Below are 15,180 nucleotides of genomic sequence, written 5' to 3'. Positions count from 1 at the left end.
AGGGAAGAGTTGGCTGACGCATTTTACAGCGTGCGTCAGCCAACTCTTCACTCATAACTCTTCCCTCCTTTAATATCCAAAGATTTCCTCCAGCGAAAGTTTGGTTACTTTTCCGTATTTGTTCAAATCGGCGGGATTGACGCGTTTTTCGGAGGCTACAATGCAATAGGTATACGGTTTATTCGCTAAATATTCGTCGCTGAACTTCTTCAGGTCGGTGTAGCTAAGTTGGTCCAGTGAGTCGTAAATTTTCTGGCGTTCGTCATAATCAAGCCCTTTTTCTTCGGCGGACAGGTAATTGTAAATGACGGCATCCTGCAAAATTCGCTCCGTTTCGTAGCCTTTTTTCATCCCCTTTTTGGCGGCTTCCAGCGCCACGGGCGATTCCGGCAGTGCATTCAGAAGTTCATTCATTCCGGCAACGGCTTCGGGGAGTTTGTCGGCCTGGCTGCCAATGTAACCAATGAGTGTATATTGATGGTCTTTTTTGGTGGGGGTATTGTAATAGGCATACGTTGAATACGCCAGTGCTTTCGATTCGCGGAGCGTCTGAAAAACCACCGAAGCCATACCGCCCCCGAAATAGTTGTTGTAAAACTCAACGATGGGCGTCTGCGCCGGATCGAACACGGTCGTATTGCGCACCCACGAAATCTCGGACTGCACCATGTCGTAGTCCGCAAACAGCACCTGGTTTTCCGGTTGCGATACCTGTTTGAAGACCTGAATTTTTGGAACGGCGGCAAAAGCGGTCGGGAGTTTGTGTAAGGTTACAATCTGTTTCTCGAAAACCGCCAGCGGTTCCGGGCCATAATAGATGATCGAATGCGGCAGTTCGATCAAACCGTGGATAAACGCCACCAGATCCGCAGCCGTTACCTGTTGGAGTTCGTCGTTGGTCAACTGGTTGTTGAAGGGGTTTTTCGGGCCATATTCTGCGTATTGCATTAGGCCCTGCATGATCGATTGCTTACTCAATTTGGTGTCGGCACGCTGTTTCAGAATCCGCCCCTTGAGTTCTTCCAGGGCTTTTTCGTCGGGCTTACAGGAACGAATCAGGGTTTCGAGAAGTTTCACGGCAGGCGCAAAGTTTTCCTGTAAACCGCTCAGCCGGATCGTCGTATAATCGGTATTGGCCTGAATCGAATAGCTGCAGGCCAGGTTATAAAACTCGGTGCTGACCTGTTCGGCGCTCAGTTTATCCGTACTCAAAAACGACAGGTATTGCGTCGCCAGGCCCAGCAGTTTACTGTGGTAAGTGCCCATTTTCAGCCGGTAGCCCAGTCGGAAAATCTGGTTTTCAACGTTGGCGGCATACAAAACATCCGTAATTCCGGCTTTCCCGCGTTTTACATCCTTCTTGTAATCAAGCCAGACCGGTTTGACCGGGGCCATCGGTATGTCGTTGACGGTTTGTAGAAAAGGCGACTGCTTGTCGGTGTTGGTAGCAACGGGCGTAATGGTCGGTTTGTCTACTTTCTGAATGCTCTTGTCCTCGCCTTTGCGTTTGTAAACAATCACATAATTATCTTTAAACCACTGATTGGCAAAATCGACGACTTCTTTTTTGGTGATTTTACTCATGTCGTTCAGCCGCCGGGTGTAGCTGACCCAGCTTTCACCTTTGTCGTTGACGAACGCATCCAGCAACGGAGTCACCCGGCTGTAGTTGTTTTCCAGCGCGCGAATGGCGTTGAGTTTGTAGTTATTGATGATGGCCCGCAGGATTTTTTCGTCAAACTCTCCGCGTTTCAACTTTTCCACCTGACCAATCAGCAGGTCTTTGACTTCTTCGAGCGACTGGCCTTTTTTGGGACGCCCCGAGAGCGACCAGACCGAATAATCTTTCAGTTTTTCGAGCGTCGAGCCACCCCCCAGTATTTTCTGCTGCTTGTTCAGGTTCAGGTCGATCAAACCGGCCGCTGAATTCGACATAATTTCGTCGGCCAGCGTCGCCAGCAGCGACGATTTGACGTCGAGCGCACCGGGAATTCGGTATCCAATCCGAACGTTATCGGGCGTCGGGCCAAATACTTCGCGGGTTTGGATCTGCGTCAGCGGGGCTTCGGGAGCGGGTTTGTATAACTGAACTTCTTTTGGTTGCCAGAAACTGAATTTCTGATCAATTTTCTTGATGACTTCGTCCGGATTCAGGTCGCCCGCCAAAATGATCGCCATGTTGTTGGGCACGTAGTACCGGGAAAAGTAATTGCGGATTTCGACCAGTGACGGATTTTTCAGGTGTTCAACGGTCCCAATCGTGGTTTGCTGACCATAGTTATGCACCGGAAACAAAGCCGCCATCAGCACTTCTTCTACCTTCCAGGGATCGTTGTCGAGGCTCCGGTTTTTTTCTTCGTAAACCGCTTCCAGTTCCGTATGAAAAATGCGCAAAACTGGCTGGCGGAACCGTTCGGCCTGGAGTGTCAGGTAGCGATCGAGGGCGTTGGCGGGAATGTCTTCCAGGTAACACGTCACCTCATAACTCGTAAACGCGTTGGAGTTTTGCCCGCCCATGCTGGCGATCATTTTATCGTATTCATTGGCAATCGCAAATTGGGCCGCTTCCCCCGATTTTTGATCGATTTCCCGGTAAATGGCCTTCCGCTGAACCGTATCGGTCGTTTTATTATACCGCTCATACAGGGCATCGATCTGGTCGAGAAGCGGTTTTTCCTTCGCCCAGTCCAGGCTGCCGTATTTGTCGGTGCCCTTGAAAAGCATGTGTTCGAGGTAATGTGCCAGACCGGTATTGGAGCGTGGATCGGTATTGGAGCCCGCGCGCGTCGGCATAAACGAGAAAATCCGCGGCTCTTTTTTATTGACACTCAGAATGACCGTCAACCCGTTTTTGAGCGTATAAAACCGGGCCTTCATCGGATCATTCGCCACGTAACGGTAGGCGTATCCATTGCTGGTCGCCGTTTTCCATTCCGGAACCGCACCCGGTTTTTGGGCAGTTACCAGATTGACCAGAAACAGCCAACCAAATAGAGATAAGAAGGTCTTCATGTTTATGAGGAAATTACGATGAGTAATGAATAATTAACAATGAACAGATGCGTCAGCCATTCATTATACATTGTTAAGTGTGCCTTCTATTTAACCCCGCCCAGCCAGCTTTTCAGCGGTTTGGAGAAGATGAGAATCAGGAATGCGAACCCGAAACTGAAGTAAACGACACTCATGAACAGTTCGGGCATTTGCTGGACATTGCTTTCATCAAAACCGCCCGCGAACAAACCAGCAATGAGATTACCGAGCGAGGTGCCCACAAACCAGACCCCCATTAACTGGCTCAAATACCGCTTCGGCGCTAATTTGGTGAAGGAACTCAGCCCCACCGGACTCAGGCAAAGCTCGCCCAGCGTATGAAATAAGTAGGTGAAAGTCAGGAAAAGCGGTGACGTAAGCTGGCCGGTCAACGCAATTTTGGAGGCTACCACCATAACCAAATAACCGAGGCCCAGCAGCAGCAGGGCAACGGCAAACTTGAGGTGGGGTGGAGGATTCAGGTTGCGCTTTCCCAGGTAAATCCAGAGAGCAGCCAGAACGGGTGAGAAAATCAGAATGAAAGCCGGATTGAAGTTCTGGAACCAGCTCGATGGAATCTGCCAGCCCAGCACATTCAGATCCGTATACCGATCGGAGAAAATCTGAAACGAGGAGCCCTGTTGTTCAAAACCGGCCCAGAAAATGGCTGAGGCCGCAAAGAAAACGAACAGAACACCCACGCGTTTTTTCTCGACGAGCGTCAGACCGCCCAGCAGCAGAATAAACAAAAAGTAACCGACGGCGGTGAGCGTGATGATGATGCCTGCACCTTTGGCTAATCCCTGCGCGGTGGTCAGATCCAGAACGCCAGCAAACTGTAAAATGAGCAGCAGAGCGATCAGGCCAATGAGAAAGAACAGACTGCGGTTTTGCGTACCATTTTCGGCCACTTTTTCGGATTTGGCCGGAACATTTCCATAGTCACTGAGGTATTTTTGACCTAAAATCCGAAAGACGATCAGACCAAACAACATGCCGACGGCAGCGGCCCCAAAACCGTAATGCCAGCCGACTTTCTGACCCAGGTAACCAACCACGGTGATGCCCAGAAACGAGCCCATGTTGATGCCCATGTAGAAAATGGAAAAAGCCGCATCGCGCCGGGCACCGCCCTCCGGATACAATTCGCCAACGATGGAACTGATGTTGGGTTTAAGCAATCCGGTTCCGAGTGCAACCGTTATCAGGCCCATAAAAAACAACGCATTACCGGCCGGAATGGCCAGCAGAATGTGACCGAACATGATGATAAAACCGCCGTACCAGATCGACTTCCGCTGCCCCAGAATATTGTCGGCAATCCAGCCGCCGGGTAGCGACAGCAGGTAGCCCGAAGCCGTGTAAAGACCGTAAATAGCGGCTCCTTCCATTTCGCTGAGACCCATGCCGCCCCGAACGTTGTCGATCAGAAAGAGCAGCAGAATGGCCCGCATGCCGTAGTAACTAAACCGCTCCCACATTTCGGTTAAAAACAGGACATATAATCCCGGTGGGTGTTTCGCTGAAGTGACTGTAGGGGATGAAACGGTAGCTTCCATTCGGTTGGTTTAGTTGATGACGGGTATAAAACGAAAAACCGCTATTTTTCGGTAAAAAGGACATTAAATATAACCGTTACGCCGGAATCTCCCAAAAGTTGATTGGTTATTAACGAAACCGCCTTACTTTATCACATGATTTTGCCATTCGATTTTCAGACCGATCGATACCTGATTCTGGATTTTACGGTTAACAATCCGGATCTTACCGCCGTGGATCTCACGGATACTTCGGTGTTTACAGATTACGTTTTTGGTAAACTTCAACGGAATGGAGCAGTTGTTGGCGTTGGTGGCTACAATGAACACCGGGTTATTTACCGGCGCAGTCCGCATTTCAACCAAACCGAGGAACCTCGCTGTGTCCATTTGGGAATTGACCTCTGGGCGGTTGCCGGAACGCCGGTTTTTGCCCCGCTCGATGGCGTGGTGCATAGTTTTCAGGACAACAACCACTTTGGCGATTATGGACCGACCATCATTCTCGAACACGGGTGGGAAGAAAAACCGCTTTATTCGCTGTATGGCCACCTGAGTCGCCCGTCGCTGAGGGGTTTGCACGTTGGAATGCCCGTCAAAACCGGTCAGAAAATCGCTGAAATCGGTCCGTTTCCGGAGAATGGAGATTGGCCACCGCACCTGCATTTCCAACTGATGACCGATTTGCTGGGTCATACCGGAGACTTTCCGGGCGTTTGTTCGCTGACGGATCGGGAGCGGTTTCTGGAAATTTGCCCGAATCCGAACCGGTTTTTACAGATTCCGGGCTTGTAATTTGGGATTTATTTTTCCGTAATTGAAATCGTGATCGTGTGAGGAGCGGTTTCGTCACCGCCAAAATAGGGGTAAAGCCGGTAGCGTTTGTTGCTTTCCACCGTTGTGCAGCCGCGGGCAATGACGGTTTCTTTGCCCTTGAACGTAAACACATAGTTACCGCCGACGATGCTGAGCTGGTAATCGGTCGGTTTGTTCAGCTCAACGGTTCCGAGCTCTTCCGAAACCCGTTGGCCGTTGCGGTAACAGTACGCATAGATTCGAAGGGCATTGTCCCGCCAGTTCCAGCCAAAACGCGCACTGGCCGTGTTGTGTTGGGCGTCGCAATCGGAAAAACCGTAGAGCTTATTGATATCATGCTGGTTTTCGGGAATTTTACTGGTATAAATGGCAGAATTGTCGAAAATAACGCTGAAAGACAGGGTCGTTTTGGCTGTAAACGCTAAATCATTATGATCGGCATAATTATCGCCGGCTTTGATCGTATAAACCGTTGTAACCGGTGAAGTGGGATCAACGGGTTTTCCGGATGGAACCTCACAACTGTGAAGGCCAAACAGACCCAAAAAAACCAGAATGATTAAATAGCGCATTAAACAGTTGATTCAAAGAATCGTAAGGTGTGTATATGTTAAATAGTTGAAAACAACAATTTGGTCACTTTTTCAAAAACGATTAATAACGGGTAATCTTTTATATCCATGAAGAAACTTAGTTTTATTTTAGTCAGTCTGGTAACTCTTTTCTCACCGGCAATTGCTCAGACGCCCGACCTGCCGGTGAACCGGATTGTGGTGATCGGCGAAGCGGAACTCGAACTGCCCGCCGATCAGGTACGGGTAACGGTAACCCTGCAATATTCGGACCCAATTGACGCCCGGAAGGCATACACTGCGCATCAGGCAGCCGAAAAACGGTTGGTGAAGTTACTGAAAGATTACCAGATTGAAGAAAAAGACATTCGGTATACCTTACTGAATGTACAAAAAAATGATAATGGTATTTACCAACCCGGTGAACGGAAGCAGGAAATTGTCACGATGCAACAGGTTATTTTTGAACTGAAAAAACCGGAACGCTATCCGGATCTGCAACTGGCGTTGATCAGTGCCGGTTTTAACCGGTTTCAGGCGAGTTACCGGTCAACCAAGCAGGAGGAAAGCAAAAATAGCGTGCTGGAAAAAGCCGTGGATGTAGCCCGGGCAAAAGCCGTTGTGCTGGCCAAAGCCGCCGGACGGACGTTGGGCCCGGTGCTGAGCGTTCGGGATACGGAAGAAACCGACCCGGTTTTGCAGCGACGCTTTGGGGCGGAGATGGATGTCATGTCGGCGCGGGTCGGATACGGCGGCAACCTGCTCGATATTCCGCAAACCATCCGGATTCCGGCGCAGGTTAAAGTGACGTTTGAATTGAAATGAGCCGGATTGTTCTCTTCTGGCTGGTATTTTCGGTACCGGTTTTTGGGCAGTTATCTTCATACAAAGTCTTTTTCGGAATCACCGCCGATCAGCAGGTTCTGCTTCGCCAATGGCAGCAAAACGGCCGGGCGCAGTACCTGGCCGTTAATCCGCAATCGCTGGAAACCGCCATTGTGAGCCTTTCTTCGGATAAAGTTCGGGCCGCAACCTGGGCCGAAATCGAGCAGCGGTTTTTGAAAACACCGTACGTTCGGGCGTTGCAGGTAGAGAAAAACCGCGACGGCTCGTTGCAGGACGCGGGCATCGAGCGGGCCGATACCACCGAACGCGGATTTAGCCTGACGATCGATCTGTGTCCGTCCACGAAACCCCTGACGCGGGCGGTTTTTGACCAATTGATTGCAGCTTTTGAACCGGAAGAAAAACCGATTCCGGTGACCATCACTATCACCGGTTTATGGATGCAAAGCCACCCGCAGGATCTGGCGTACCTGAAAAACCTTGTCAAGCGGGGCGATCTGGCCATTACGTGGGTCAATCATTCGTTCCATCATCGCTACGACCCGAAACGGCCGTTGCCCATCAATTTCTTGCTGGAACCGGCCACGAACCTCACCGGCGAAATACTGATGAACGAACAGGCCATGATCCGGAATGGATTGCTACCGTCCATTTTCTTCCGCTTTCCGGGACTGGTTTCCGATAAAACCGTCTTCGACCGGGTGCTGGCGTTTGGCCTGTTGCCGATCGGGAGCGATGCCTGGCTGGCCAAAAATCAGCAACCGAAGCAGGGCAGTCTGGTGTTGATCCACGCCAATGGCAATGAACCGCTGGGCATTACGGATTTCATCCGTTTGATTCGCCGGAAAGCGGTTTCGATTCGGAACAAAACGTGGCTGCTTTACGAACTGCCGGCCAGTGTGGCGAATGCCGAACAAAAATAAGTAGGGATGCGGTTTGGTCGGAGATTTCATGATTATGTACCCGCCACTCAGGGAATTTAAGGGATCCACGGATTAAAGTCCGTGGGTACGTAATGGTACTTTTTAGTATGTTTAGGTAACAAACGAGCTGAACCGATGAAATACCGTTTACTCCTTTTTTGCCTCCTGTTTTTTATTCGATTAGTACCAGCCCAAACGCCCGGCGGTGCGGTTCCAACCATCACCTCGTTTACCAGCGGGATGGAAAAACAACCTGGTTTTATGACCTTTTACTGGGATGCAAAAAAAGGAAAGATCTGGCTCGAAATTGACAAATTCGATACCGAACTGCTCTATTATCCGTCGCTGGCGTCGGGCGTCGGTTCCAACGACATTGGGCTGGATCGCGGGCGTTTGGGGCAGGAACACGTCGTTAAATTTCAACGAATCGGCCCTAAAGTATTGCTGGTAGAACCTAATTTTCGCTACCGGGCCATCAGCAGCGATCCGCTCGAACGACGGGCGGTTGAAGAATCGTTTGCGCAATCGGTACACTGGGGTTTTGAGATTGTGGCTGAGGAAGGAAACCGTGTTTTGGTGGATCTGACGCCATTCCTGATGCTCGATGCCGTGGGGGCGATTCCGGATATTAGCCAGACCCGTCAGGGGAATTTCAAGCTTGATCCGAGTCGTTGTGCTATTTATCTGCCTCATTCCAAAGCCTTTCCGAAAAATACGGAATTTGAAGTGACCATCACATTGACCGGCGATAACCCCGGGCCCTACCTGCGGTCAGTAGTGCCAACGCCGACCGCCGTCACGATGCGCCAGCATCATTCCTTTATTCAATTGCCCGAACCGGGTTACAAAGCCCGGGAGTTTGATCCGCGTATTGGGTACGGCGGTATTGAATATTTCGATTATTCGACGCCCGTTAGCCAGCCCATCATGAAACGGTATATTTCGCGGCACCGGCTGGAGAAGAAAGACCCGAAAGCCGCCTTCAGCGAAGCCGTTAAACCGATTGTCTATTACCTTGATCCCGGTACGCCCGAACCGATTCGCTCGGCCCTGATGGAAGGGGCGACCTGGTGGAATCAGGCGTTTGAAGCTGCCGGGTACCGGAATGCGTTTCAGGTAAAATTGTTGCCCGCCGATGCCGACCCGATGGACATTCGGTATAATCTTGTGCAGTGGGTGCACCGCTCGACGCGCGGCTGGTCGTACGGAGCCAGCATCATCGACCCCCGAACGGGCGAAATTATCAAGGGAAAAGTAACATTAGGTTCACTGCGGGTTCGGCAGGATTACCTGATTGCGCAGGGTTTGGTGGGAACGTTCGATACCGATACCTCACATGTGGCCGAAATGATGCAGATGTCGCTCGACCGGTTGCGGCAATTGTCGGCCCACGAAATCGGGCATACACTCGGTTTGCCGCACAACTACATTGCCAGCACGCAAAATCGGGCTTCGGTGATGGATTATCCCACAATGGTTGCCAAAATCAAGGGAGCGAGCATTGATTTGTCGGATGCCTATACCAAAAGCATCGGCGATTACGATAAGTGGAGCATCATCTGGGGATATCAGGATTTTCCGGCCGGAACGAATGAGAAGCAGGAATTAAATAAAATCGTCCAGCAAATGCACGCCAGGGGGCTGACGTTCCTGACCGATCAGGATGCTCGTCCCGAAGGTAGCGCCCACCCGGCCACGCATTTGTGGGACAATGGCAGCAATGCCGTCGACGAACTCAAGCGAACCACCGAGGTCCGTCGGATTGCGCTGGATAATTTTTCGGAAAAGAAAATACCGGCCGGAACGCCCATGGCAACGCTGGAAGAAGTTTTTGTGCCGATGTATCTGTTTCACCGCTACCAGACCGAAGCTGCGGCCAAGGTGTTGGGCGGACAGACCTACACCAACGCGCTGCGGGGGGATGGACAGCCGGTTTTGTCGACGGTGCCGGTGGACGAACAGCGCCGGGCACTGGATGCGTTGCTGAGTACGCTCAACCCGGTTTTTCTGTCCGTGCCGCCGTACCTGTTAAAGTCCATTCCACCGCGTCCATTCCGGTACAATGCCAACCCGCGTGAAGTATTCAAACGGCGCACGGGCATGACGTTCGATCCGCTCGGGCCGCCCGAAGCCGCGGTCAGTATGACCCTGCGGATGTTGCTGAATCCGGAGCGGTGTGCGCGGCTGGCGTATCAGAAAATGTTCTACCCGAACCAGCTGGGATTGGAGGAGGTGTTGGATCAACTCATTAAAACCGTTTACAAACGCCCCGTCGACAAGACCTATATCGGAACGATCAACCAGATGACCGGCCTGAAAGTGGCGGAACAACTGATTGCGCTGGCCCAAAACAAAGACGCCGACGCAACCACCCGTGACCTGGCACACCGCTCCCTTTTACGAATCAAAACGATGGTCGAGCCCGCCCTGGCCAACCAGCTCTCTAATTATGGATTGATTACGCACCTGATCCGGCAATACGAACAAAACCCCACTCAGGTACCGCAGCCAGCGGTTTTGGTACCGCCCGACGGAGCGCCCATCGATACCGGTCAGGAGTGGCTGGAATCGTTGCTGGGCGAACCGGCCTGCGAGTGGAAACAATAAGCCGGATACTCAACCGTTTGAAGATTGCTTTTCCTTTCATTCCGACCAATGCGCTTTTCGTTTCTTCTGCTTATTGTCCTGGGCATTTCGCTGGTGTTTTACCTGAGCTGGGTTCCCAGTCCTTACATGCGGGTGGTGTGGTTTTTGCCGGGCTGGGTGGCCCGCTGGGCCGACGTCGGCAAAAATGCTGATCTGCGCACCGCCGTACCGTTTGTCTTTCTGGGATTCTGCAGCGGTTTCATGCTGTTTCGTTCGCAAGCCGCCTGGTTTTGGTGGTTGTTCGCCTGTTTCGGGCTGACATTGGTGGCGGTCATTGCAGAAGTGGGTCAACTGGCTTTACCCCACCGCCATTTTAGCTGGACCGACATCCAGTGGGGAGCCGCCGGTTCCGTGCTGGGCATGATGGGGGCCTTGATCGTTGGTTTCGTTAGTCGCCAATTCCGCATCGGGAACCCGTCGGAATAAGGGCAAAAACCGCCTTACAAACGGATTGCTGTTGGCGTAAGCGAGGCTACATGCCAGGTCGTAGTGAATCCGTTTGGCTGGTGCTGAACAAAGGCAGAACTGGCTCGAATGATGAAAAAAGGAGATAAGTTGGATCGGCACCGGGTAAATAGGTGACCATTTTTTCTCTTATTGTCACGATCTTATCCACTTAGTCGACCTGACATGAGAAAAATAGTGCTTATCTTTTGCTGCCTGGGCAGCCAGTTTGCGCACGCCCAAACCACGGATTCCTCCACTTCTGCGAAATCCACTTCCGATAAAACCGAGTTGAAATACAACCTGAACGAGTCGGGTTCCCATTTTTTTAAGGCTACCTTTCTCAATCAGACGTGGTTGCGGTTCAACCAGAGCAATCCGGGTACAACGGTGGTTGGTGATCCGAAAGACAACACCTTCGATATTGGCCTGCGCCGAACCCGGATTCAACTGTTTGGCCAGCTCAACGACCGGGTGTTGTTGTACTTCCAGTTCGGGATGAACAACTTCAATTTCCTGAATGCGTCGCCGGGATTCAATACCACGGGAACCATTTCAAACCGGAAAATTCAGGCGTTTTTCCACGATGCGGTGGCCGAATACCTCGTTTTCAAAGACAAAGATTACCTGAAAATTGGGGGCGGTTTGACCATTGTCAACGGGTTATCGCGCTTCACGCAGCCCGGTGTCAGCAACATTATGTCGATGGATGTACCGGTTTTTGCCCAGGCAACCGTTGACCAGACCGACGAATTTGCGCGGAAACTGAGCATTTATGCCCGGGGCCAGGTGGGCCCGTTCGATTACCGTGTCGCCATCAGTGACCCGTTTCCGATCCAGACCAACGGGGCTGCTCCCCCGGCACTCGGCCCCAATGCCAGCTTTGCGTTGAAAGGCCACACCAAGCAGTTTCAGGGCATGTTGCTCTATTCGTTTTTCGACAAGGAATCGAACCAGACACCAGGCTATATGACGGGCACATATCTGGGTAAAAAGAAAATCCTGAACCTCGAGGCCGGGTTGATTTCCCAGAAAAAGGCGGTTTGGTATACCGGAGCCACCGCTTCCGACACGGTGTATCACCCGATGAATCTCTGGTCGGTGGCGGCCTTTCTGGACATGCCAACCAATACTGCCAACGGGACCGCAATCAATGCTTATCTCGGTTACTTCAACCTCGATTACGGCCGGAATTACCTGCGGTACAACGGTCTGATGAATCCGGCCAGTGGCACGACGCAGGCCGTCGGCGGGTTGGGCGGAACGCAGGGAAATGCGTTTCCGATGTTTGGTACGGGAAGCGTGATTTATTCGCAGGTCGGTTACTTGTTCCGGCAGAACTTACTGGGCGGCAACGGAACGCTGATGCCTTATGCGCAGGCCCAGATCGGCACGTATGACCGCGTCAATGGGAGTGTGGGCGTCTATAACGTGGGCCTGAACTGGTTGATCCGGGGGCACAATTCCAAAATAACACTCGATTACCAAAACCGCCCGTATTACATCGCACTTCCGGCCACCGGAAAACTGGAGGAACAGGGTCGGCGCGGGCAGCTTGTCCTTCAATATCAGGTGTTTATTTAAAGAGCAAATTTGCGGTCTTTGACGAACAAGGGAGGTAAAGTTCCTCCCTTGTTGTTTGGTGGAATCGCAACGCGGGCATTTCGTTTTTTCGGGTTGTCTGGCTGGGCAAAAAAGAATAATAATATTAGAAACGGAAAAAAAAGTAGTAGAACGCTAAAAGGTCGGCATCTAACTTTGTCATTGAAAATCAGGGCTATTCTGGTCTATCATTCCCCAAATCCCAGAATTGCCTCCTAAACCGGGATGACTTTTAAACGTTAACAGGATGAAAAAAAACGCCACCGGAAATCCATCGAGAAGAAATTTTCTGCAAAAAACCGCTCTTCTGACGGCATTGACCCCGACGCAATTGCTGCGCCCTGCGGCTGAAGCCACGCAGTCGGCTACGGTCGGCGGTAATGTCCCGGAAATGGTGGAAGCTGACGGTCGGCTACGGCTTAGTTTTGGCGACGAAAAGGTAATTGTTCCCAAAGGACTGCAACCTTTCATGCTGGTAACCAAAACCGGGGCAATCGTCGTTCAGGCTCAGCTGCCGGAAAAACCGTTTCCGTCACCCCGGATGCATTACGAACGAGCCATGGGAACCTATATTTCCCGTGATGACGCCAAAACCTGGACGAACATTCCGCTGAAACCCGGCGAAAATGGCCTGAATCTGGAAGGGGGCGGAATTCAGTTGAAAGATGGTACGCTACTCGGGCTGGATACCTACATTACGCCCGGAAAAAAAGATGGCCAGGGCGTGGGGCAGATTTATACATCCCGCGATGACTGGCAGACGCTGCAAGGCCCGGTGGATGTGCCTTTTGACCTGCCGGGTGCGGATTTTTTCGCTTCTAAGGACGACGGAGGACACCCGCACGAAGCGATGCGGCTTCATCGACGGATCCTTGAAATGCCCAACGGCGATCTTTTGACCACGTATTATGGATGGACCAAAGAGGATCGGACCCCGTCAACGTATATGGCGAGTATGATGAAGACCCGCGTTTTGCTGGTGCGTTCAACCGATAAGGGGAAGCATTGGAAACAGGTTTCAACGATTGCCGTTGGCCCCGACATCGGCACGGAAGGACTGGATGAACCCGTCATTGCGCGGATCAGCAAAGGGCCAAAAACCGGTCGGCTGATCTGTTTGATGCGAACCGGTCGTGAACTGCGGGAATCGGTCTCGGATGATAACGGCGCAACCTGGAGCCCGCATCGACCACGGGTCTTTGCGGGGCTGGATATTTACCGCACCGAACTCTGGGTCGATTGGCTGCAAAACCGGACTGACTCCAAGGGAAAACCGCTCGATGAGAAAAACCCCGATGAACTCCGGGGCGCCGTGGTGGATCCCGATTTGATCGAACTCCGGAGCGGTTTACTGGTGGCCGCATTTGGCGTCCGCGTTCCTCAGAAAGCCTGCTGGAAGTACGCCGAACATTACTGGAATGGTAATTACCTGGCGTTTAGTCAGGATCACGGGGAGACGTGGCCGAACGTAGTCCGGATGACCTCCGGCGTCATGACCACACATTACATGGCCATTGAAGAGATGAGCACCGATAATAAACTATTTGTGGCCTACGATCTGGGTGCCTGGGGAAAAAATCCGAGAGACGCCGTCGGGCGGACAGTGGATATAACGATCAAACCGGTCTGATTCCGGCGGGAGGCAGTATAAAAAAAGGACACAAGAGATTGTGTCCTTTTTTTATACCAGGAAACGGAGGTTCATTACCTACAGCGTTTTCAGAATGTCATTCATGTTCCGAACCGCATCTGCCGACTTGTTGAAAGCCGCCTGTTCTTCTTCGTTGAGTTCGAAATCGATGATTCGTTCCCAGCCGTTCCGGCCAATAACAACCGGCACACCGAGGCAGATATCCGATTGGCCGTATTCGCCCTCCAGGTATACGCAGCACGGAATCACGCGCTTCTGGTCGCGAACGATGCTTTCCACCAGAGCGGCTCCGGCCGCACCCGGTGCATACCAGGCCGAGGTTCCGATCAGTTTGGTCAGCGTGGCGCCCCCCACCATCGTATCGGCGGCTACTTTTTGCAGCGTTTCAGCATCCAGGAAATGACCGACCGGCACACCGGAATACGTTGCCAGGCGGGTCAGCGGAATCATGGTTGTATCGCCGTGACCGCCGATCACCACGCCCTGCAAATCGTTGGGCGAACACTTCAGCGCCAGCGACAGGTACGTCTTAAAACGAGCCGAATCCAGAATTCCTCCCAAACCGATGATGCGGTTTTTAGGGAGTCCGGATGACTTCAGCGCGAGGTACGTCATCGTGTCCATGGGATTGGAAATGATAACGAAAATCGCGTCTGGAGAGTGTTTTAGAATATTTTCGGTAACTCCTTTGACAATGTTGGCGTTGGTCCCGATCAGGTCTTCCCGGGTCATGCCCGGCTTACGCGGAATACCCGATGTGATCACGACAACATCCGAATTGGCCGTTAATTCGTAATTATTGGAGGAACCGGTAATCTTGACATCGCAATCCAACAGGGTAGACGCCTGCAGCATGTCTAACGCTTTGCCTTCGCTCAGACCATCTTTGATGTCCAGGAGCACAACCTCCTCGGCTAATTCGCGTCGGGCGATGTTATCGGCACAAGTTGCTCCGACGGCCCCGGCACCTACTACGGTAATTTTCATAGAGTTAATGGTTTATTAACTGATAACAATTTTGATCGACACAAAAATAGGACAGCCATTCAACACTGACACCGTGGCGCAGGCTTTTTTTTAAGAAATAAGACAATTGCGGTATAAAATGT

General features: G+C 51.7%; 11 protein-coding genes. 7 read left to right on the top strand and 4 right to left on the bottom strand.

Features of this window, described 5'->3' with window-relative positions; translation table 11 throughout:
• Nucleotides 1-69: 69 nt before the first annotated feature.
• Together EHT25_RS22545 and EHT25_RS22540 are read right to left on the bottom strand one after the other, a co-directional pair.
• Nucleotides 70-3,012: a M16 family metallopeptidase gene (locus tag EHT25_RS22545; RefSeq protein WP_124877423.1), complete on the bottom strand. Its 2,943-nt coding sequence runs from the start codon at nt 3,010-3,012 to the stop codon at nt 70-72.
• A gap of 86 nt (nt 3,013-3,098) precedes the next feature.
• Nucleotides 3,099-4,592, bottom strand: coding sequence for a peptide MFS transporter (locus tag EHT25_RS22540; protein WP_124877422.1), 1,494 nt, complete (start codon nt 4,590-4,592; stop codon nt 3,099-3,101).
• Nucleotides 4,593-4,727: 135 nt separating this feature from the next.
• On the opposite strand from EHT25_RS22540, the gene EHT25_RS22535 reads away from it, so the two are divergent.
• The gene (locus EHT25_RS22535) at nt 4,728-5,366 is read left to right on the top strand and encodes a peptidoglycan DD-metalloendopeptidase family protein (protein WP_124877421.1); all 639 of its coding nucleotides are present in this window, start codon (nt 4,728-4,730) and stop codon (nt 5,364-5,366) included.
• 8 nt (nt 5,367-5,374) lie between these two features.
• Here the strand turns inward: EHT25_RS22535 and EHT25_RS22530 are convergent, their stop codons facing one another.
• Nucleotides 5,375-5,959: a hypothetical protein gene (locus EHT25_RS22530; RefSeq protein WP_124877420.1), complete on the bottom strand. Its 585-nt coding sequence runs from the start codon at nt 5,957-5,959 to the stop codon at nt 5,375-5,377.
• 108 nt (nt 5,960-6,067) lie between these two features.
• Between EHT25_RS22530 and EHT25_RS22525 the strand changes: the two genes are divergently transcribed.
• The 6 genes from EHT25_RS22525 to EHT25_RS22500 all read left to right on the top strand — a co-directional run bounded on the left by EHT25_RS22525 (nt 6,068) and on the right by EHT25_RS22500 (nt 14,050).
• Nucleotides 6,068-6,784, top strand: coding sequence for an SIMPL domain-containing protein (locus EHT25_RS22525; protein ID WP_124877419.1), 717 nt, complete (start codon nt 6,068-6,070; stop codon nt 6,782-6,784).
• Nucleotides 6,781-7,728, top strand: coding sequence for a polysaccharide deacetylase family protein (locus EHT25_RS22520; RefSeq protein WP_185731455.1), 948 nt, complete (start codon nt 6,781-6,783; stop codon nt 7,726-7,728). Before EHT25_RS22525 ends, EHT25_RS22520 begins: the two co-directional genes overlap by 4 nt.
• A gap of 135 nt (nt 7,729-7,863) precedes the next feature.
• The gene (locus EHT25_RS22515; protein WP_124877418.1) at nt 7,864-10,335 is read left to right on the top strand and encodes a zinc-dependent metalloprotease; all 2,472 of its coding nucleotides are present in this window, start codon (nt 7,864-7,866) and stop codon (nt 10,333-10,335) included.
• Nucleotides 10,336-10,383: 48 nt separating this feature from the next.
• Nucleotides 10,384-10,800 (top strand): VanZ family protein, encoded by a 417-nt coding sequence (locus EHT25_RS22510; protein ID WP_124877417.1) that lies wholly within the window; start codon nt 10,384-10,386, stop codon nt 10,798-10,800.
• Nucleotides 10,801-11,004: 204 nt separating this feature from the next.
• Nucleotides 11,005-12,402 carry a hypothetical protein gene (locus EHT25_RS22505; RefSeq protein WP_185731454.1) on the top strand — a complete coding sequence of 466 codons (1,398 nt, stop codon included), beginning with the start codon at nt 11,005-11,007 and terminating at the stop codon, nt 12,400-12,402.
• 265 nt (nt 12,403-12,667) lie between these two features.
• The gene (locus tag EHT25_RS22500; RefSeq protein ID WP_124877416.1) at nt 12,668-14,050 is read left to right on the top strand and encodes a sialidase family protein; all 1,383 of its coding nucleotides are present in this window, start codon (nt 12,668-12,670) and stop codon (nt 14,048-14,050) included.
• A 78-nt stretch (nt 14,051-14,128) separates the two neighbouring features.
• Here the strand turns inward: EHT25_RS22500 and mdh are convergent, their stop codons facing one another.
• Nucleotides 14,129-15,058 (bottom strand): malate dehydrogenase, encoded by a 930-nt coding sequence (mdh, locus tag EHT25_RS22495; RefSeq protein WP_124877415.1) that lies wholly within the window; start codon nt 15,056-15,058, stop codon nt 14,129-14,131.
• Nucleotides 15,059-15,180 lie beyond the last annotated feature (122 nt).

The sequence above is a fragment of the Larkinella rosea genome, from assembly GCF_003858635.1.
Lineage (GTDB): Bacteria > Bacteroidota > Bacteroidia > Cytophagales > Spirosomataceae > Larkinella > Larkinella rosea.
This window is presented reverse-complemented; position numbering and strand designations above follow the sequence as displayed.

What these genes read in the sequence shown, in the direction of transcription:
- EHT25_RS22545 (WP_124877423.1), bottom strand. Translation starts at nt 3,012, where the DNA reads ATGAAGACCTTCTTATCTCTATTTGGTTGGCTGTTTCTGGTCAATCTG.
- EHT25_RS22540 (WP_124877422.1), bottom strand. Translation starts at nt 4,592, where the DNA reads ATGGAAGCTACCGTTTCATCCCCTACAGTCACTTCAGCGAAACACCCA.
- EHT25_RS22535 (WP_124877421.1), top strand. Translation starts at nt 4,728, where the DNA reads ATGATTTTGCCATTCGATTTTCAGACCGATCGATACCTGATTCTGGAT.
- EHT25_RS22530 (WP_124877420.1), bottom strand. Translation starts at nt 5,959, where the DNA reads ATGCGCTATTTAATCATTCTGGTTTTTTTGGGTCTGTTTGGCCTTCAC.
- EHT25_RS22525 (WP_124877419.1), top strand. Translation starts at nt 6,068, where the DNA reads ATGAAGAAACTTAGTTTTATTTTAGTCAGTCTGGTAACTCTTTTCTCA.
- EHT25_RS22520 (WP_185731455.1), top strand. Translation starts at nt 6,781, where the DNA reads ATGAGCCGGATTGTTCTCTTCTGGCTGGTATTTTCGGTACCGGTTTTT.
- EHT25_RS22515 (WP_124877418.1), top strand. Translation starts at nt 7,864, where the DNA reads ATGAAATACCGTTTACTCCTTTTTTGCCTCCTGTTTTTTATTCGATTA.
- EHT25_RS22510 (WP_124877417.1), top strand. Translation starts at nt 10,384, where the DNA reads ATGCGCTTTTCGTTTCTTCTGCTTATTGTCCTGGGCATTTCGCTGGTG.
- EHT25_RS22505 (WP_185731454.1), top strand. Translation starts at nt 11,005, where the DNA reads ATGAGAAAAATAGTGCTTATCTTTTGCTGCCTGGGCAGCCAGTTTGCG.
- EHT25_RS22500 (WP_124877416.1), top strand. Translation starts at nt 12,668, where the DNA reads ATGAAAAAAAACGCCACCGGAAATCCATCGAGAAGAAATTTTCTGCAA.
- mdh (WP_124877415.1), bottom strand. Translation starts at nt 15,058, where the DNA reads ATGAAAATTACCGTAGTAGGTGCCGGGGCCGTCGGAGCAACTTGTGCC.